Source organism: Neorickettsia findlayensis (assembly GCF_009856525.1).
Taxonomy (GTDB): domain Bacteria; phylum Pseudomonadota; class Alphaproteobacteria; order Rickettsiales; family Anaplasmataceae; genus Neorickettsia; species Neorickettsia findlayensis.
The window spans coordinates 77,421-98,038 of sequence record NZ_CP047224.1 but is presented as its reverse complement, the minus strand read 5'-3'; the positions used below and the strand labels follow the sequence as shown (position 1 = coordinate 98,038).

Annotated in this window: 17 protein-coding genes and 1 tRNA gene; 5 read left to right on the top strand and 13 right to left on the bottom strand. The window is 41.9% G+C overall.

What is annotated here, in order from left to right:
- The first annotated feature begins 95 nt into the window (after positions 1-95).
- Positions 96-2,660, top strand: coding sequence for an ATP-dependent chaperone ClpB (clpB, locus tag GP480_RS00440; RefSeq protein WP_160096060.1), 2,565 nt, complete (start codon positions 96-98; stop codon positions 2,658-2,660).
- A gap of 465 nt (positions 2,661-3,125) precedes the next feature.
- On the opposite strand, the gene GP480_RS00435 is transcribed toward clpB, so the two are convergent.
- The 10 genes from GP480_RS00435 to GP480_RS00390 all read right to left on the bottom strand — a co-directional run bounded on the left by GP480_RS00435 (position 3,126) and on the right by GP480_RS00390 (position 14,416).
- Positions 3,126-4,022: a hypothetical protein gene (locus GP480_RS00435; RefSeq protein WP_160094870.1), complete on the bottom strand. Its 897-nt coding sequence runs from the start codon at positions 4,020-4,022 to the stop codon at positions 3,126-3,128.
- A 309-nt stretch (positions 4,023-4,331) separates the two neighbouring features.
- Positions 4,332-5,105, bottom strand: a complete 774-nt coding sequence (locus GP480_RS00430) for a hypothetical protein (RefSeq protein WP_160094868.1) — start codon at positions 5,103-5,105, stop codon at positions 4,332-4,334.
- 623 nt (positions 5,106-5,728) lie between these two features.
- Complete coding sequence (locus tag GP480_RS00425) at positions 5,729-6,592, bottom strand: hypothetical protein (RefSeq protein ID WP_237111361.1); 864 nt, start codon at positions 6,590-6,592, stop codon at positions 5,729-5,731.
- Positions 6,593-6,896: 304 nt separating this feature from the next.
- Positions 6,897-7,088: a hypothetical protein gene (locus GP480_RS00420; protein ID WP_160094864.1), complete on the bottom strand. Its 192-nt coding sequence runs from the start codon at positions 7,086-7,088 to the stop codon at positions 6,897-6,899.
- 487 nt (positions 7,089-7,575) lie between these two features.
- A complete protein-coding gene (locus GP480_RS00415) occupies positions 7,576-8,490 on the bottom strand; it encodes a hypothetical protein (RefSeq protein ID WP_160094862.1) in 915 nt (304 codons plus the stop codon).
- A 157-nt stretch (positions 8,491-8,647) separates the two neighbouring features.
- A complete protein-coding gene (locus GP480_RS00410) occupies positions 8,648-9,529 on the bottom strand; it encodes a hypothetical protein (RefSeq protein WP_160094860.1) in 882 nt (293 codons plus the stop codon).
- Positions 9,530-9,717: 188 nt separating this feature from the next.
- On the bottom strand, positions 9,718-10,608 hold the full coding sequence (locus tag GP480_RS00405; RefSeq protein WP_160094858.1) for a hypothetical protein: 891 nt from the start codon (positions 10,606-10,608) through the stop codon (positions 9,718-9,720).
- Positions 10,609-10,788: 180 nt separating this feature from the next.
- Entirely contained in the window at positions 10,789-11,205 is a 417-nt protein-coding gene (locus tag GP480_RS00400) for a hypothetical protein (protein ID WP_160094856.1), read from the bottom strand.
- Positions 11,206-11,692: 487 nt separating this feature from the next.
- Positions 11,693-12,643, bottom strand: a complete 951-nt coding sequence (locus GP480_RS00395) for a hypothetical protein (protein WP_160094854.1) — start codon at positions 12,641-12,643, stop codon at positions 11,693-11,695.
- 831 nt (positions 12,644-13,474) lie between these two features.
- Complete coding sequence (locus GP480_RS00390; protein WP_160094852.1) at positions 13,475-14,416, bottom strand: hypothetical protein; 942 nt, start codon at positions 14,414-14,416, stop codon at positions 13,475-13,477.
- A gap of 471 nt (positions 14,417-14,887) precedes the next feature.
- On the opposite strand from GP480_RS00390, the gene GP480_RS00385 reads away from it, so the two are divergent.
- Positions 14,888-15,055, top strand: a complete 168-nt coding sequence (locus GP480_RS00385; protein ID WP_160094850.1) for a hypothetical protein — start codon at positions 14,888-14,890, stop codon at positions 15,053-15,055.
- Here GP480_RS00385 and truB read toward each other — a convergent pair.
- Together truB and lipB are read right to left on the bottom strand one after the other, a co-directional pair.
- Positions 15,045-15,740, bottom strand: a complete 696-nt coding sequence (gene truB, locus GP480_RS00380) for a tRNA pseudouridine(55) synthase TruB (protein WP_237111360.1) — start codon at positions 15,738-15,740, stop codon at positions 15,045-15,047. The genes GP480_RS00385 and truB overlap by 11 nt on opposite strands.
- Before the next feature lie 23 nt (positions 15,741-15,763).
- Complete coding sequence (lipB, locus tag GP480_RS00375; protein ID WP_160094846.1) at positions 15,764-16,393, bottom strand: lipoyl(octanoyl) transferase LipB; 630 nt, start codon at positions 16,391-16,393, stop codon at positions 15,764-15,766.
- Positions 16,394-16,673: 280 nt separating this feature from the next.
- Here lipB and nadE point away from each other — a divergent pair, with 280 nt between their 5' ends.
- From nadE to fmt, 3 genes are all read left to right on the top strand, one after another.
- Complete coding sequence (nadE, locus tag GP480_RS00370) at positions 16,674-17,735, top strand: NAD(+) synthase (RefSeq protein WP_237111359.1); 1,062 nt, start codon at positions 16,674-16,676, stop codon at positions 17,733-17,735.
- Between the two features lie 243 nt (positions 17,736-17,978).
- Positions 17,979-18,052, top strand: a tRNA-Ile gene (locus tag GP480_RS00365).
- A 44-nt stretch (positions 18,053-18,096) separates the two neighbouring features.
- The gene (fmt, locus tag GP480_RS00360; protein WP_160094844.1) at positions 18,097-18,963 is read left to right on the top strand and encodes a methionyl-tRNA formyltransferase; all 867 of its coding nucleotides are present in this window, start codon (positions 18,097-18,099) and stop codon (positions 18,961-18,963) included.
- Between the two features lie 421 nt (positions 18,964-19,384).
- Here the strand turns inward: fmt and GP480_RS00355 are convergent, their stop codons facing one another.
- Positions 19,385-20,014 (bottom strand): hypothetical protein, encoded by a 630-nt coding sequence (locus tag GP480_RS00355; RefSeq protein ID WP_160094842.1) that lies wholly within the window; start codon positions 20,012-20,014, stop codon positions 19,385-19,387.
- Positions 20,015-20,618 lie beyond the last annotated feature (604 nt).

Here is a 20,618-nt window from a genome sequence, read left to right as displayed (position 1 = left end):
TACTGCGGTTGGTTAGTCTGAAAAAGTTACCATTCACTAACTAATGAAAATGCCAAATTTATGCTTATATATACTGTAGGCTATTTACTATGAGCATGCGGTTCGACAAATTTACAGATAATTCAGCATCGATCATTCAAAACGCACAACTAGACGCAGTAAGCATGGGTCACCAGACGCTTACATCGCTTCACATATTGAGAGCGCTGCTGAAGAATACCAATGGTATTATCAACCAACTGCTAGAACAGTGTGGTGCAAATCTAGAAGTGATCCTAAATAGTGTAGACCTGACACTGAAAAAGCTGCCATCCGTAAGTGGTCAAGGTGCAGGACACATTCATCTAACGCCAGATGCAGCACAGACAATACAGACATCAATTGAAATAGCTGGAAGGTCACAGGACAGTTTCGTCACTGTAGAAAGACTCTTGCAAGGTGTAGCAGCAACAGAATCTGAAGCATCTAAAATTCTAAGAGAACAAGGTGTGGACGCAGCGAAGTTACAACAGGTCATTGATGCAAACAGAGGAAGTAGGAGGGCTGATTCTGCAAATGCGGAAAGCAACTTCAATGCTCTTAGACGCTATACAAAAGACCTAACTGAGATTGCGCGCTCGGGAAAACTTGACCCAGTTATCGGCAGAGACGAAGAAATCCGGAGGGTGATGCAGGTCCTTTCTAGACGAACAAAGAATAATCCGGTACTTATTGGCGATCCAGGCGTTGGTAAAACAGCAATAGTTGAAGGTCTTGCAATGCGGATGGTTGCAAAAGATGTCCCACAAAATTTGGCAGGCGCTTCTCTACTTTCACTTGACTTAGGTGCACTAATAGCAGGTTCGAAGTATAGAGGTGAATTCGAGGAAAGATTAAAATCAGTAATCAACGAACTTGCAGATTCTGCAGGTAGCGTCGTTCTGTTTATAGATGAGCTCCACACGCTCGTAGGTGCGGGTGCAACAGAAGGTGCAATGGACGCTTCGAATTTATTAAAACCAGCACTTGCACGAGGGGAAATACACTGCGTAGGTGCAACTACACTGGATGAGTACAAGAAACACATAGAAAAGGATGCCGCACTAGCAAGGAGATTTCAGCCGATTTTCGTTGGACAGCCTACAGAAGAGGATACCATTTCAATACTGCGCGGCATAAAAGAGAAGTATGAAGTCCACCACGGAATAAGAATTGCTGACAGCGCAGTTGTCTCCGCTGCAGTTCTCTCAAATCGGTATATCACAGACAGATTCCTTCCAGATAAGGCTATAGACTTAATGGACGAGGCTGCAAGTAAGATTAGGATTGAATCTGACAGCAAACCTGAGGTAATAGATGAACTCGACAGGAAAATCATACAACTAAAAATAGAAGCAGAAGCACTGAAAAAAGAAAAGGATGCCAATTCTATTGGCAGATTGGAAAAAATAAAGCAGGATCTAGAAGGTCTTGAAAAAAGACAAGCGGATCTCGAAAGCGCCTGGCAAGCTGAAAAGTCAAAGCTTAAGGAGATACAAAAATTGAAAGAGGAACTCAACGAAGCAAGGTATTCGCTTGAGATTGCACAGAGGAACGGTGATCTTGCAACCGCAGGAAAGATCCTATACGGTACCATTCCAGACTTGGAAAATAGATTGACCAATGAAGAAAAACAAGTGGGCGGTACACTTCTAAAGAGAGAGGTTACAGAGGACGACATAGCAAACGTCGTTGCCAAATGGACAGGAATCCCTGTTGAAAAAATGATGGGGAGTGAACAACAAAGACTTTTAAAGATAGCAGATGAGCTGAAAAAGCACGTCATAGGACAAGATGAAGCAGTAGAAGCAGTCAGCAGTGCGGTAAGACGCTCTAGAGCTGGTGTCCAAGATGCGAATCGTCCGCTTGGATCTTTCATGTTTTTAGGTTCAACAGGTGTTGGAAAAACAGAGCTAAGCAAAGCACTAGCAAAGTTCCTTTTCGATGATGAAACAGCACTGCTTCGCATTGATATGTCCGAATATATGGAAAAACATGCCGTAGCACGATTGATAGGCGCACCTCCTGGATATGTCGGGTATGAGGAAGGTGGAATACTTACCGAAGCAGTAAGACGGCGTCCATATCAAGTAATCCTATTCGACGAAGTAGAAAAAGCACATCATGATGTGTTCAATATATTGCTTCAAGTATTAGACGAGGGCAGACTAACCGATACCCAAGGTCATGTCGTTGATTTTAAAAATACAATATTAATTCTTACATCAAACTTGGGATCAGATGTTTTATCGGAAGCTACACAAATCACTGAGGTTGAGAAAACTAAAATATTAGAGATAGTCAGGCAATTCTTCCGTCCTGAGTTTCTGAACCGCCTTGACGAGATCCTTTTCTTCAATCGCTTGAGCAAAGAAAACATAGAACAGATACTGGAGATTCAATTGCATAAGCTACAGGAACGCATAAAAAGCAAGAACCTCCACCTTTCTTTTACTCACGAAGCCAAGAAGTGGCTGTGTGAACAGGGGTATCATCCAGTATACGGTGCTCGACCATTAAAACGTGTGATTCAGCAATACGTTCATAATCCACTAGCACAAGCAATCCTGTCGGGTAGCCTACCTGAAAATGGCAAGATTACATTCGATAAAATTGGTGACAAGCTAGAAATCCAATCTTAGCAAGAATTGGATATAAACATTTGGTGCGTTATGAAGAATAGGATTGCAGACATTCGTCTTGTATGGACACCGCAATCCTATTCTATATGTCAACACCTCAGTATAACTAAGCCAAATATACACACGGGATACCTAATATAGGCTAAAGCTTCTTCTTAAAAGCAAAAAAGTACACTCACCATCATAGATTCCCTTAATCACTGAATCACAGTTCAATCAAAAGCACTAAGGCAGAACGGCATTCTAAGTAAAGTATTTAACTATAGAGCTGTTTGTACAGGTTGCACCACCCACGAAGATAATATTTCTGGAGAAACAAATCCTAAACTGCGCACAACAGCTCAGATGCTTAAAAATAAGCGATCCAAAAGACGGACATGGAGAGCTTCTAGCATACAAAAGCGGGCTCCTAATTTACCGCTGTGGAAAAATCCAGAGACAACCCCCTCTATGGTGCCCTAAGCACTAATTCCTTAATGGACCTTGTACATCACAAGACGGCCCAGATGCAAGGAAAAGCTCCGACGCACAGCAAACCTCTATCGCATCCCTCATTTCATGACCAGAAAAAGCAGCAAGGTTGCGCCAAATAGTGATAAAATGATACCGAAACTCCGGATTAGGCACTACAACCCTTACTCTCAGAGATTCTAAAATACCACCCGGTTGCCTCAGCGGCTGCATCCACCCGAAGATCCCTCTAGCCCATGCACTCGCCGCAACATGTGGGGATGGCACTACAGGAGCATGATCTGCATATCCATGCCGAGTTACTCCAGATGAGAAAAATCTTGAATCACACACTACACATAAGCGGTTTTCCGAAGCAGACGTTAGAAGGTACCCTTGATTGGGCTCTGTAACATGTCCAAGAGCCTGAGTAACAGAAGCAGCCAAATGCAAAGACATACTATCCACTTGAGCGGCAAACGGAGTACCTACATCGACACCACCAGCCCCTATAAGCCCTTCTATTGTAGAGGGAGCTACAGCAACAGGTAGGGCGGGATTCGTTAGCACAGAGACAGATTCTCCGCTAAGTTTAGCAACAGTTGAAGACACTTTACCACATGGATCAATAAACACGTATCGCTTAAATTGATCAAGAAGAGCAGGCCCGACACCGCCAACTGGAGTAACACTTGGTGCACTGACCTTAGTCTCTGGTATAAAAACAACACATACTGGTGCCTGTAACTGTCGTTGTTGAGTATGCACCACTTTTTCACTTGCTTCGCAACAGCTATACAGCATATATGTCGTAAGCACAGTAAACAGGATGAAAAGTACTATAGCTATAAAGAGACACAGTGCCTTTTCCTGATCTGGTGTGAGGTTGGAAAACAAATAAGGCGAAATCACAAATATAAAAAACAATCCAAATACAATACGTTCTGAAAACCGACCGGCAACTTATAACTGCTAAAACCCAAGAGATAGCACATTGATAGATGAATCCGGGTGAACACTATACTGTTTTCGCATATACAGTACCGCACTCTTTCTCCAAGCAGGACCACGTAAAACATTCCACCAAAGCATTACTACGACTGCCGATACACGCCTACCTACACAGTTTTACCGTGCAGGATTACAACAATGCGATAGGATACAGTTTAGCATTTTTTTTAAAAAAATAAACAGTTTTATAGAAAAATATAAAATAGTTTGTTATTTTAGGGCCCTGTACCCTACAGCCTGTTGAACTGTTGTGCTGTTATTAAATGCACTGACAAGTATTTGAAACGCACTGGAACTCCCACAACAGAATCTTATCTCCTCTAAACCCAATGCACGAACCAAGCCTTCAGAACCAGAACATGATACAGAAGCAAAAACTAATCCCTCCACGAATGCTGAGGCATATGCATCATATGCTTCTCCCTGCTCTAGAGGCTGTATTGGAAAAGGAATGTATAACGTTGCTCCATTTGTCACACCAGATAATGCGCCCCGTGTTGCTACAGTTGTAAAAACACACGTGAAAAACCGCGTAAACGCATCTGACAATGGCACTCCAGTCGGAAGAACCCCTCGGACCCTCATAATATTACCATCGCATTGAAACCCATCCTGTGAAGAAAAGTCTCCTTTGGATACTTCCGCAATAACTGTTCTCCTACCTGAAAATTTTTTACCTTGGTTGCAAAAAATTACTATCTCTTCTTGCGATATTATGCAACCACTTAATTTTCTAAGAAGAGAAATCGGAAGAACTGGATGGCAACATTGAACAACATTACTTGGGACAGATGGTTGAGCATTTGGTTTCCCTTCAGATTGCGGTGTTGAAGATGCCCTTTCTACTGACGGTACGGCAGTTCGTTCCTTAAATTTTCGTTTTTTTGAGATAACCTTGTGCGAAAAGTAAAACGCAACAATGGATAAAAGCACCACTGCTGCCAGGCAAGACACAAGAACGTCATTTCTATCGGCAGGAAACATAGCCTACGCGCGTAATACTTAAGACAATGGAGCAAAACCCAACACTATCCTTTTATGACATAAGCCAAAATCATTCAAATATTTTAGCTGTATGTCCCAAGAAATAGGCAGAAAAAAGCATGCAACTACAGCTCACATCCCAGCACTTTATTCTATATGATGTCACATATCTGTAGTACGGTATTACAGATTTTACAATATAACAAGAAACTTAATTTTTCTATTATACCGCAGGCTAACTTATTTTTGTTTTGAGTGGGTTTACCTATGTGCGACTTGTTTATTACCAGCCATACATATCTCTTCGAGTACCAAATAACAATTTTACTTGACTCCCAGAACAAATGAGTACCTTATGCATACCTAGAACTTCCGATGAGATTCGGGCAGAGGACGTTTATCCTACAAAGGTCCGCCAAAACAGAAAAAATTATCACCATGCAGTGAGAACTCACACGTTGATACTATGGTCGATCACTTTAGAAATGTACTTATCAAAATACACAAACAGCAGGAATCACGACAGACAACGCGTCCCATAAGTCAAAACTAAGAAAATAGAACTGCTGTACCAATCTCCGAAATCTAATTCCTCTGGCAATAACACATTTCTCATTGAGTTGCTAAATCATCCTGGCAATACAACCTTTTAAGGAAGCTTCCGCAACCGAGCGACTACGTTCAAATTCACGCTCAAATGCTAACTCCAGCATGTCTCGCATAGCAAGACTTCCACAACAAATCCTTATATCGGGTATCTTTATGAACTCGGATAAGGATTCGGTAGTTTGACGTAAAAGCTCGGTTACTGCTTCACTAAACGCATTTGCGAATAAATCCATATACAGTTCCTTCTCACTAGCAGTAAAACTTTCTACATTATGCAAAAATGGGATGTAAATGTTCGTAATTTTACCGATATAAGAATGACTCTGATCTTTTGCTAACCGCAAGATTAGTAGAAATCGCTTTTTAAGCACCTTGCATGCGAATGAGTACTCTTTCTCATTACGGGTAAGAGGTATATATGGAGGACTGGAGTGCAACAGAAAAACGCACGAAGTATAAGTGCTAAATTGAAGTGACGTACACACACCGTACTTTAACAAGCACTCCCTACTTACATAATAAAAAGGATTATGCCCAAAGATTCGCAGACTGTGGTACATCTTCCCAAACACACCTGATCCGTCATACTTTCCATGTAAAACAATTCTTTCATTTGGATCAACAACTATTACACTTCCGCCCCATTGTGGATAAACCTCTTCATCATTATCGCAACCCAACAGATTCTCCGAAGATAGATAGCATCCGTGCATTTGAAAATCCTCTACATGCAATAACTTGGCATCGATCTGCCTAAAAAATGACCGCGGCGGATCGGCATGAACAACGTCTTTTCCACGCCCTAACGGAATCTTATAAGTACATAATACGAAAGATAGCAGAAAGGAGAATAACAAAAACGCTGCACTCAGCAGCAAAGCGACACACAAGCACCTCCACCACATACTATTCTCCTTTACAAGTTTTACTTAATCCGATCAACTACCCAAGTTTTGATTGTAGAATCAGCATATACTTTTTAGATTAAAAAGAGACTAATAACACACAAACCGCAACCGAATCACGATTGAGAAGATGAGATTCACACACCTAAACCCTGCAGCTCACCACATAAATGCTGTGACCCCCATCACTTGAACGCTACACTAACTCGCTGATGCAGCATCCATATCTGTTTGCTGAACTATCGTTTTAGCTAAAACACGAAATATAGGATAGCTGCTATATTCCTCTCCCTTCTTGTGAAGACCTTTCCTGTGAGCGCTCTTTTACAGCATCTCTCACTCCATCGAGCGCAGAATCCTGCAGCGCTTCCCATGCACAACAAACCTTACCGGGCAAATTCATATAGGACAGAACACCATCCTTCTCCACACCAGGCTGAGTAGCAAGGCACCAAGCAAAATGACGCATTTCGTCAGGCTCTGTTAACAATGGGGACTCTATCAAGATAGTTGGGGGCACACAACCTGGACCCAAAGACTGTCCCACCTCCCCATTAACATATTTGGCAAACTCCTAACCGGAGAGAATATTTGCAAAACTACTGAGATGATGCCGCACAACAGACGCATTTTTCATTCGATCAATCTGATAATAGGCATTAGGAATAGCATGCACAATCATCCAGTTTCTCCCTGCAGGAGTGCGACCTCGTGGACCGCAGAAAACTTGAACACCATCAATCGTGACCGGTGCAGATCTTTTGATTTTAGTACCAACAATTCCGAGAGCCTCGTATAAAGGACACCTAGGGTACGATGATAAATAAGAGCACCCACGTTCTCTGTACCAATAATTACTACGTCAGTATTCCACCACGCTTTAGGTGAGCAAGCCACACTGTAAAGAGCATTTATAGAAACGCTACCTTCCAGAGCAGCAAGAGCGCCAACCTGTACTAATCAAGTGCACCTCTGCCTGTAATAGCTCGTTGGGCCATTACTTCAGCTAAAGCACGTTGTGTATCCGTACCGTAGCAACAAATCCTCAGCTCTTGTACACCTAAAGCTGCAACTAGATCACCACCGCCAAGCTCCGCAGCAGCAGTACAAAACGCATCACAAAAAGCACGACAATAATCTTGAGTTCCTATCCCTCCAGAATGTATACCCGAAGCCACCAGCGGCATCATGATAATAGAGTCCCCAGGAAAACTCTCGCGCCGAATAACTGAAAAAGCCTCAAGGAATAGAAGCAGGAGCTGCATTTTCAGGACACGGACACTGGCTTCGCCACCATCGCGCCTACGCATATCTGGAGACTGAAGGTGTACAACATGCACCCGGTAATGCCTACCAATAAAGATAGATGGGTTAACGACTACACGCGACCTAGCAAGAGCACTTGACACAACCTGTCCAACCGCTTCGCCATAAACTCCCAGAGCTGCATACAAGGCACCCGAGGCACCACCTCCAGAATAGCAACGTGTCTGGAAAATTGTCCCACTTGGATCTAGGACTATCACATTACCTCTCCACTTGTGTCCTTGTTCTCCAGGTTTCACGCCTAAAATTCCCTCTTGGGATAGATAACAATTGCGTTGCCCATAAATTTGTATTTTTTGCGGTCCGAGTTCGGGACTTGCAAGATGAAAAGGCGGAAGTGCTGCCGGTTTCACTGGAACCTGATCTTTAGGGTGAGGAACCGGAGATCCTTCGGGTAAAAGCTGCTCGCCTTCCTCTTCTTTGTCAGCTGTTAACGAAGCACGTCTCCTAAATAACAAATGGAGACAATAGAACATAGCTGCTAAGAGTAGCAAGACTAATAGACCCAAAGCTACTCCTAATGCTATCCATTGATTTTTGTCCATAAGCCCCCCTAACTTGCTATCATTAAAAGTTTAATTATTTTACTGTTTCTATTAAAGATTGCAACGTGGTTCTATCAAATATTATAACGTAAAATAATAAATCTTAAGAAATCTTGAAATATTTACTTAAAGCAAATAGCGCTGAACTATCGTTTTGCTAACAAAATAGCCTGGAGAGCCAGCCACCTCCTTCTCCTAGTTCTTTTTCCGCCTCTTTCACTGCTTTAACAGCAGCCTTCTGCAGCTCTTTATTTTCACAACAAACCTTAATTGGCGCGTTCAGTGATTTAAAAGCGCAGCGCCCAGTAGACCTAAGCATAACACGCAGGCACTCAGCAAAACGAGCGACTTGGCCTTCCCGTGGTAGCACACCAGCATGTTGCTGTGAAAACGGAGGTTGTACCAAGATAGCGCAAGCACCTTTACCATGTTGCTTTTCTATATCATCAACACAGGTAGCAATCAGGGATCCAGCAAGAGCCGCCGCTGATTGACCGAGCATCTCCCCCATATCATCCCCAGTCACTCCCTCACTAGGCTCATGCAAGTCAGGACAAACAAGATGCACAAGAATCCAGCTTTTCCCTGCAGCAGTGCAACCTTGTGGACCACGGACAACTTCGGCACAACAACGACGACTAAGCTTCCTTTCAACTTTAGAAACCGGAGCACCAACAATTCCGAGAGCCTTATACAAAGAACCTTGAGGACCATCACCAGGGTAGATATCATGGGTGAGTGGAGTTGGACTTGTATCCACAATTACTACGTGAGTATCCCAGTTCAGTTCAGTTGACCCAGCCGGACCTAAAAGCCCATCTGCACTAAAGCAATCTCTCGTAACAGGAAACTCAGCGACATCTTCGACTCTAACTGTGCTGCTCACACTTCCAAGGGCAGCTTTTATGCGATGCTCCACAGTACCCTCTCCAGGAAGCACCTTCCCACGTGACCGCCAGATACAATAAATCATAACTGCTAGGAGTAGGAGGCCTAATCCGAGTCCGACTCCTAATGCTATCCACTGATTTTTGTCCATAAACCCCCCTAACTTGCTATAATTAAAAGTTCAATTGTTTTGCTATTTTTATTAAAGATTGCAACGTGGTTCTATCAAATATTATAACGTAAAACAATAAATCTTGAGAAATCTTAAAAAATTTGCTTAAAATATTCATTAAACACTGAACTATCGTTTTAGCTAAAACACGAAATATAGGATAGCTGCTATATTCCTCCCACTCCTTGTGAAGACCTTTCCTGTGAACGCTCTTTTACAGCATCTCTTACTCCCTCGAGAGCAGCAGCCTGCAGCTCTTTACTACCACAACAAACCTTAACTGGCAAATTCATATGTGGCAGAATACCACGCCTGTCCACACCAGGCTGAGCAGCAAGGTACCCAACAAAATGACGGACTCGCTCATGCCATCGCATCACAGGGTGATCTGCAAACGGAGGTTCTACCAAGACAGTGGGCATACAACCTGGACCCCAATGCCGTCGCACCTGCCCCTTAACATACTCTGCAAACTCACCACTGGAAAGAACACTTGCAAAATTACCAAGATGACGCCGCGCAGCAGCCGCATTTTCTATTGAATCAGTATGATAACACGCACTAGGAACAGCATGCACAAGCACCCAGCGACGTCCTCTGGAAGTACGACCTCGTGAACCGCAGAAAATTTCAACACCATTAATCATAGTCCATTTAGATTTGTCAATCGGACGACCACGAATTCCGAGGGCTCTGTATAAACGAGTGTCACCGTAGGATGGTAGAAGAGAGCATCTAGGTTCTGTATCCACAATCACTACATCAGTACCCCAGCTCGCTTCCATTGACCAAAGCGAACCATAAGCTAAGTCAGGCTGACCGAAAAGCTCATCTTGACTAATGCAACTTTCCAGAGCAGCAAGAGTGCCAACTTTTACTTCTTCAAGACGAGGAACCGGAGGTTCTTTAGCTGCAGGCTGCTTACTTTCCTCTTCTGAAGCAGCTCTCAATGCGGCACGTCTCCTAAATAACCAATGGAGACAATACAGCATAGCTACTAAGAGCAGAACGCCTAATACAACTCCGACTCCTAATGCTATCTTCTCACTTGTTCCCATAAACCCCCCTAACCAGCTATAATTAAAAGCTTAATTATCTTATTATTTTCACTAAACGTTGTAACGTGAAATAGTAAATTTTGAGAGACCCCAAAGAATTTTTTTAAAATATTTACTTAAGGAAAAGATACCAACCGCTGAACTATCGTTCTAGCTAAAACACAAGATATTGGATGGCTACTATGTCCCTCTCCCCTCTTGTAAACGCTCTTGTACAGCATCTCTTACTCCCTCGAGAGCAGCAGCATGCAGCTCTTCACTACCACAACAAACCGTAGCTCGCACCTTCATACATGGCAGAATACCATGCCTGTACGCACCAGCAAGGCACCTAGCAAAATAACGCATTTGCTCAGACCGTGGCACCACAGGGTGATCTGTCAACGGAGGTTCTACCAAGACAGTGGGCATACAACCTGGACCCCAATGCGGTCGCGTCTGCTTCCTAACATATGTGGCAAAATCCTCACTGGAGAAAGCGTTTGCCATGGTCGCCACAGCAGCCCACCAAACCTTAACTGGCAAATTCATATAGGACAGAATACCATCCTTCTCCACACCAGGCTGAGTAGCAAGGCACCAAGCAAAATGACGCATTTCGTCAGGCTCTGTTAACAATGGGGACTCTATCAAGATAGTTGGGGGCACACAACCTGGACCCAAAGACTGTCCCACCTCCCCATTAACATATTTGGCAAACTCCTAACCGGAGAGAATATTTGCAAAACTACTGAGATGATGCCGCACAACAGACGCATTTTTCATTCGATCAATCTGATAATAGGCATTAGGAATAGCATGCACAATCATCCAGTTTCTCCCTGCAGGAGTGCGACCTCGTGGACCGCAGAAAACTTGAACACCATCAATCGTGACCGGTGCAGATCTTTTGATTTTAGTACCAACAATTCCGAGAGCCTCGTATAAAGGACACCTAGGGTACGATGATAAATAAGAGCACCCACGTTCTCTGTACCAATAATTACTACGTCAGTATTCCACCACGCTTTAGGTGAGCAAGCCACACTGTAAAGAGCATTTATAGAAACGCTACCTTCCAGAGCAGCAAGAGCGCCAACCTGTACTAATCAAGTGCACCTCTGCCTGTAATAGCTCGTTGGGCCATTACTTCAGCTAAAGCACGTTGTGTATCCGTACCGTAGCAACAAATCTTCACACCCTTGACACCTAAAGCCTCGGTCAAAGGTTTATCCAAACCCTTATTGGCAATATCCAGAAATGCTTTAGCAAAAACTTTCAGCTGATCAGATTTCAACAAATCTTTGCCGCGCTCTGGCAAATCCATCACCGGTATTAAAAGGGTGGCTTCACGAGCAAAATTGCGCAATCCGGTTTTAATGCAATGCAATATATCCACGAAAGTGCAAGAAAAGGCCGTGTAAGGCACCCCCAAATCTTGCACAATACGATGATTTATGGGACGTGTATCCGGAGGAGCAATATGTAAAACACGAGCCTTCCAGTTTTGACCACTAAAAACCCTTGAATTGATAGATGAATTTTCATATAGAAACCGCAATGCTTTGCTCATACTATCCTCGATTGGACCTTCACTGATTCCAAGAACTTCATACAACCTTCTTGAACTACCTGTTCTACTGTAGCAGTAATCCTTTATTACACTTGCAGAGAGGTCAACAATGATCACGTTACCACACCAGTTGGGTTGAGTTGCTTCATTTTCAGCACCTAAAATTCCATCTGAACTCAAAAAACAACCTTTCAGACCAGGAACTTGAATATCTTGTGAAAGTGCTGACTCACTGAACACAGAATTCGGAGCATTTAGCTGTCCGTAAGAATCCACATGCTCTTTACTATGCCCCTCTCCTTCTTTTTGGACTGTTGGCTTTGGTTGACTAGTTCCACTTCTTTTTACAAACTGACTAGGGAGAATCTCCTCTAATGGATATTTGCGCTTAGTACGTTTTGTGAACACTATAAATGTTGATAGCGCAGCTACAAGTAAAACCACACCGCCAACTATTACACCTATTTTGATATAGAAATTCATCTTATTGATTGAATCATTGGTTAATACCAATTCTAAAATACAATAGAATAAAGTTCCATACAAACACAGATAAATTCCTACATATTTTTGGTGCATAGAGAATGAAAAAGTTTACTTATGCTATTGATCAGTTCACCATTTTTGCACCCTAAAACATTCTTATAGAAAAAACTGAAACATATTCGGACGGGTAAACACCTAAACGTGTTCCAGTACATCAAGGAGCTCAACCGTTTTGCACATTCTTTCCAGATTACTACCCATAATTGTGACTAAGCAAAGACAGTGACATAACGAGAAAAACCCAGCAAACACCATCTTTTTAATATTCTGAATGGAAGAAATGACAAACAACCTTAGCGGAGATCAGCCTGCTTCACACCTGGATAGATCAGACTTATATGTTTCAGGAATCACGTATTCAACAACCAATACTTGTACTGCAAAGAAACTTTAATTGCCCTCACATACACCAATTCGTTTGTTGATTCATGCAGCTCTTTTAGTACTGGAGATTTCTCTCTTTGTATACATACAATACCTAGAGAAATCCCTAATTGGTACGTAGTAGCATTACAACAACTCATAAAACAGATATATTCGTCTCGTAAAAAGCAGCACCGGAAGGCAAGTCATTATGCGGTACAAGGACGTACGAAACTGGAAACATCAGTATGTACACCAGGCATGTAAGATGAAGAGTACAATTACCTGCTTCAGCAAAATAATTCGGGCAGTCAAAACACACCACGCGAGACTAATGTTGGACCGCCAGATGCAAATAGACTACAAAACGAATAAATTAGCACATTATGTACATTACTGAACACATCACGCTAAAAGAACCCTACTTATATTGAGCGATCCAGATTCAGTAACACTGGGCAATTCAACAGACGTCTCCTGTTCTTCTGACTCACTAGCATCACTCAAAGGAGGAACTATCATACTGAAGCAGGATAATTCACTCCGCATAAAGTGCATGAATATAGGATCCTTGATATACTTTACCTTCAAAAAGCCCGCCATTGGCTTAGCATTGTTGCAGCTATCTGTTTTGAGGCTTTCAGAGACATTGACGGTGTGATCATACCTTTGCGACTCAACATTCTTAAGTGATAATGACGCTTTATGTGTTAACCATTTTACAAATATGTGCTCGTAAATGGCCAGTTTCTCAGCAGCATTCGCAGTATAATGAACCGCGTCTGATAATGGCGCTTCATCCATTAACCATTTTATAAGCATGTTCTCGTAAATGGACAGTTTCTCAGCACCATCCGCAGTACAATAAGCCGCGTTTGATAATGGCGCTTCATACCTTAACCATTTTTCAACCATCTTCTGGTATATGGCCAGTTTCTCACCATCATCCACAGTACAATAAGCCACGTTTGGTAATGGCGCTTCAGGTTTTAACTGTTTTACAAGCGTGTGCTCGTTAGTGGGCATTCTCTCAGCACCATCCGCAGTACAATAAGCCGCGTTTGATAAGTCACCACTACTCTGTATCCAGTGAGTTTGGTGTAAACCGTCCACATACTGCATGCTAACTTCTTGATCGCAAGACATGTCTGTACTCATTGCAAAATAGAGATCTAATCTTTCATGAAAATCCTCAACCCTCTTTTTAAGTGTCCTAATTTCTGCTTTGACCATTCTCAAAGAAATAATCCATATGGCAAGAACAACAAGTAGAGATAACAAACTCACTACAGCGATAAGCAATATGGAAATCAAACACTTTGGCTCACATAACTCGACAGCCGACATTCTCAACCTCCAATACTTACGGGAAAATAGTAAAATGGCTGGGCTCAGCTCTGTATCTTCCACACAACTGGCACAGAATAAGCAAGCCAAACCCTCAGAATAAACGATCAAAGCACCATCCCCTACATAGGGGATGTACCCAAAAAATCTCACTGAATAATAGTATTGTAATACCTTTCTATATATACGTGCAATTCTCTCCTATAGCATTTTGAACTATCCTAGTTTCTCAGTGATACCTCCTTCAACGACAACGGACCCCTATTTTAAGGGAAACGCTCTATTTGCGAGAACAAACGAAAAAATCACGAATCACTTGCCCCTTAGTAAATAGGAAATATAACCGTCTTACCATGGCAAAAGCGCGCGTTATAGAAGCAGAACCACCTATAAAAATAGGTAAATTTCTTGACTATACCTCAGAAAGGCCCTACACTTAGTGGTATAGCGTTGCTACAGCAGGTGGATTGCATGAATACCAACAAACTCTTGCTGCTCTGTGCTTTTTGTTGCTTGGCTGTTTTTGTAGCGGTCGCCATTGCACTTCTCGTACGCTTGAGCATCCAGAACTCATCATTGGAGCGGACTTTAGATGTGTCCGGTACAAACAAAAGCCAAGGCAAAACGCTTATGGACTAAGCGTTTTGAATGGAGCACTCGGTGGAATTATATGCTCCTTTGTAATTTCTGAAAGCTTGTTCCCACTGGTGATGTCGAACACGCCTGACTTTGTTCTGCGTATCCTACTAACGAATGCCAGTGAACCTAGTTTGTGTGCAATGTCCCGAGCGATCGCCCTAACGTAAGTTCCTTTACTACATGATACTCTTAGGACTGATTGCCCAGATGAATGCTTTATACACTCGATACTGTGTATAATGATTCTCCTGGGTTGCATTTGAAACTCCATACCAGCTCGAGCAAGCAAATAGGCTCTAATGCCATTCACGTGGATAGCTGAGAACCTGGGTGGGACTTGTAATTGCTCACCAAGAAAAGACGGTAAAACCGCAAGAATTGCACTCATACTTGGTATGAGACCACCGCTTCGTAGCACTGTACCCTCCGAATCTAGTGTATCTGTTTCTGTGCCCCATTCGATCGTAAATTCGTATTCTTTGAAAGAATCATCAAACTGCGGGATGAGCTTTGTTGTCCTGCCAAGAGCAATAATCAGAACTCCTGTTGCAATAGGGTCCAATGTGCCCACATAGCCGGCTTTCTTGACACCGAGCTTACGTTTTAAAAGTTTCAATGCGCCAAACGAGGAGATTCCACTTTCCTTATCTAAGTTAAGCCAACCTTCAATGGTATCTAACTTCACATCCAACACCATGGCATTCTCACTTACTCGCCAAAGATTTTTATAAATGATTTTTTAAAGTATTTATCAAATGTATCGAAACTCTTTATTTCTATACCTACTTCCTTTACAGAAGTGACACCAAAATTCTTAATTCCACAAGGAATTATCCCATCATAGTGGCTCAGATCCGGATACAAATTAACAGCAATACCATGATAACTCACCCACTTACTCACTCTTACACCAATTGCGGCAATTTTTTTTAGCGGCTGACATCTTGTTCCCACCCATACTCCAGTATGTCCATCTTTTCTGTGACTATTAATCCCAAAGTTATCAAGCGTCATAATTACTACTTCTTCCAACAAATAAATATATTTATGAAGATCACATATATTACGGCTTCTCAAATTGAGTATTGGATAGATAACACGCTGCCCAGGACCATGATAAGTATACTTTCCTCCTCTTCCAGCATTAAAAACTGGGAAAAGATCTGGATTGCGTAGATCCTGTGGATCCGCGCTTGTACCACTTGTATAGAGCGCTTCATATTGCAACAACCACACCAACTCATCGCCTGAACCATTAATGATCTGCTTTACCCGCTCTTGCATAAACATGAGTGACATTTGGTAATCGATACAGTCTTTATCAACTTTCCATTCCATCAGAAACCATTTACACAGACACGCTTGAAGTCATTAAACAAATTCATAATATCAACACTGCACAAAACTCGTTGCTTTTATGAGATCGAACATCAAGACACGCTTGATATTCAGAACTTACTGAAACAACTTTCGAAGCTAATGCACTTGAAGTACAACTCTACGAAATTTTTCGAATCCAACAAATTAACGCAGTCTGAAAATTCTAACAGCCTCTACTCATCGAAACAAACTTTTCTACTAGAATTGAGTATGAGGGCTGGAATATCTTTCTAGCAAAATGGAGAGATTCCTAAAGGTAAACCACAAGTTTACAAATACCCTATTTGAAGAATCATGCGTTATTAGCAAATACTTCGGTCATGTAGTAAAATACGGCACAGAATACCAATTAGAGACTTTCATATGGATCCTAGATGCGAATAAAACCTATGCAACCTACAGCGAGTTCTTCCAAGAAATACAATTGGACTCCTTTACCTCACACAAAGTAAAGGTTATTTGTAATGCTTACATGCGGGAACATGACCACAAATTGAGAAAATACTATTCATTTATACTTCACGAACTAAGGAAGTATTTAAAAAACACAGACACATTAGACGTAATCATTGGACTTTCTGGAGGAATAGATTCGGCCCTAGTTGCAACAATCGCAACTGACGCATTTGGTAGTAATCACGTGCAAACTGTGATGATGCCTTCTCCTTACACAAGCACTAATAGTATTGATGATGCACTAGAGATCGCTCATAGGTTGGGCGTGGCGCATATGGTTATCCGTATCGATGGATTGCTTCAGTCATTCAAAGAGGTTTTCTCGCAGTGCATGACCTGGGAAGAACAGGATATTACAGAGCAGAACTTGCAATCACGCATACGCGCTGTCATCTTAATGGGACTTTCAAACAAAACCAATAGTATTGTACTTTCGACCAGTAACAGGTCTGAGATTCTTACAGGTTACTTTGCTCTCTATGGTGATTCATACGGTGGGTATGCACCTATTTCACCATTTTTAAAAACACAGGTTTACAAACTTGCACAATGGCGCAACGACAATATACCAGAAAGTAGTACGCTACAAAAAAAAAATGTCATCCCAGACTCAGTATTAAGAAAGGCTCCGACCGCTGAACTGAAGTATAACCAAAAAGATTGTGATACACTTCCTGAATATGACATACTCGACCAAATTTTAACCGCCATTTCATGTAAACAAGACTTAACAACTCTCAGTATAGATCAAGAAACAGTCTCAATGGTTGTTGAACGCGTTAGAAAATCTGAATACAAGAGAAGATACTTACCTATTGGACCTGACTTACTTGAGATGAATTAGAATCTTAGGTTTTTATTTAAATTGAGCATATATTGCAACTATTCCTTAATTTCTACCCTATAATATCAACTGTGCATTGATGCCGCATTATATGCTGCAAGGCAACATCTTGTCTTTCCTCCCTAGGTATAAAGTTGCCTTGCAAAAATTTTCTCAACCGATAGCACCATCTCATGAAGAAAAAGCCATACGAAGTCTACAAAATTGTAATGTTTAAGGATTCTTGATAGAATCTCAGTCTTCGGGGCTATAGCTCAGTCGGTTAGAGCACTCCGCTTATAACGGAGAGGTCGCTGGTTCAAGTCCAGTTAGCCCTACTGGATGGTTCTAGCTTGTTTCGGACTCAGTGAAGATACTTTTTATGGGATCGTCGGCGTTTGCGGTTCCGACGCTTTTGAAACTTATAGCGGACCCGCAATTCGAGGTGTTAGAAGTCTATACCAAACCTCCAAAACCTAAGGGCCGAGGCCTCTTAACGTCTATTACTCCGGTACATTCGAAGGCTTTAGAATATGGCTTATCTATAAAAACACCTTTTTCTTTAAAAGGAGAAAAACTCACCCCTTGTGATGTCATTGTTGTTGTTTCTTATGGTCTTATTATACCAGATCAGTTACTATCACATCCGAAGTTAGCACCTCTTAACATTCATCCGTCCCTTTTACCGAGATGGCGCGGTCCCTCTCCAATTCAATATACACTCTTGGAGGGAGATAAAGAGGCAGGCGTGTCTATAATACGTATCACATCCGAACTAGATGCTGGGGCGGTATATGAGCAAAAAGCTATCCCTCTCGATGGAACCGAGACATACTCAGACTTACATGATCGGCTTGCTAACCTTGGTGCATCAATGTTGCACGGTGTATTAAAAACTTTAGATGCAATCAAACCTGTACCGCAAGCGGAAGGAAACGCGACATATTCAAAGAAACTTCCTAATTCAGTGAGCATTGATTTCTCTGAAGGAATAGAACTATTCTTGAGGAAGCTCAGAGTTTTCGGTGCCGTTTCAATTGAGCTATTCGGCAAACATGTAAAAGTAATAGAAGCTTGTAGGACTGCAGATTCACCAAATACTAAGGTAGGTGTTATAAAAAACTCCAAAAAGATCTTTCTCCAATTTAAAGATGGGTGTGCAACTGTAAAAATTGTGAAACCAGAGAATAAAAAGGAAATGTCCACGGAAGATTTCCTCAATGGAGTACAAAACAAATGTGCAACTTAGGCTGACCCATCCATTTCCACAGACTGTGGAAAAGAACATTAATCTAGTGCATTGCCTTAGCAGCAAGGCTTTAATCTTCCGATAGAGTTTCACACCGAACGTATGGGTCTTTTTCACTAATGATGCGTGACTTTAAGCAGCTTTTTCACGGCAAAAGTTGCAAAACCAGCAAAAGACAAATTGTCGTGTACACTATTTTAAAAAGAATTAGATCCTACAAGCCCATCCAATTGAAGTAATTTCAAGAATCGCAGATACCAATCATAAACCAAAACTCAAAATGCAGCACCCTATAACCATTGCACTAACCGGTTTCTACCATATTTTTTATCAGCTGAAGAGGCACACAGCCACCGCAATATTAGTACCTACCATAGAGTTTCCGTATAGCTAAAAAATTTCCTCCATAGCAAGTGTAATTTTATTGTGCAGTAGGTAGTTGACCCACAGGAGCCAAACGTCCGCCTTCCTCAACGGCACAATCTTCCATTTGACCAGAGCAATTAGCCTCATGAACTCCCCTACTAACTATGTAGTGGTGACACAAAAGGATGAAAAATGCCAGAATAACAGCCATACTCACGCACGCTGATTCAGCCTTTACATATGGTCCAATAGCGCCTGATGCAATTTCCTGGTTAGCAGGATACGCAAGAAACGCGCATGCAAGCCCCAACCCAGCTAAGAGCATCATACCGATCCCCGGTAACACGAACAGCACACGTCCTGCTCCACCAGCACTCTTAACAAATGCCTCCATAGCACGCTCATTTCCCACATCTCCTGCAACTCTTGACCCAAGAAGCACTGTAACAAGAAGAGTAAAAGAGACAGGCACGCAAAGGTACATAACAATCCTTGAACTATCGAAGCTAAACTTTAGCCTACACACAAGATGAGCAATAAGCACACCAGCCATCATCGGGAAAACCACAGCGAAAAAAGTGAGGACAGACCTAACGACTGGTTTTCCAGATCTATGTGGTCTTACAGGCCTACGTGATTCATTGGCTTGAGATAGCACACCAGAGCGAACTACTTTAGTTTTCATAACACAAGTGGTTAATATTGTTAAGAATTGCTGTAACGATTAACAATTAATATTCTATTATTCAATATCTATAAAGTGAATTTTTTAGTAAAAAGATTTGATAATACACAGTAAATAACACACTACCAGATCCTAATTACACCTAATCAACCAATGAGGATAATTGGATTCGCGTTGATTGGGTAGCCACAGCTGATGAGATACAAATAAAGTAAACAATTAACAAGATACCAGCAACATTTGGCCTCTCAGATTTGGAGCCGGTGAATAAAAACATAAGAAACAGTAGAACGGCTATAAAGTGATAGGTAAGCAAAAACTGTCATACTATTTATACTCATCTTTGAGCAAAGCACTCTAAGAAATACATGAGTAAGAAAAACTCTGTCATGCAACCATTTCTTTCATCTGTCTTCGCAGAAATAAGAAAAAATGAATATCTAAGTAAATCATGCGCTTCTTGGTAAAGTTCAAAAATATGTTACAAGAACTTGGCTGAGTATGAGGACTACTTTACCTCAAAAACGGACTCGTTATTGTACCAGATATGGAGTAGGTGCATGCTTAACCACAGATTATTCATTATCGCCATACGGTGCAAACC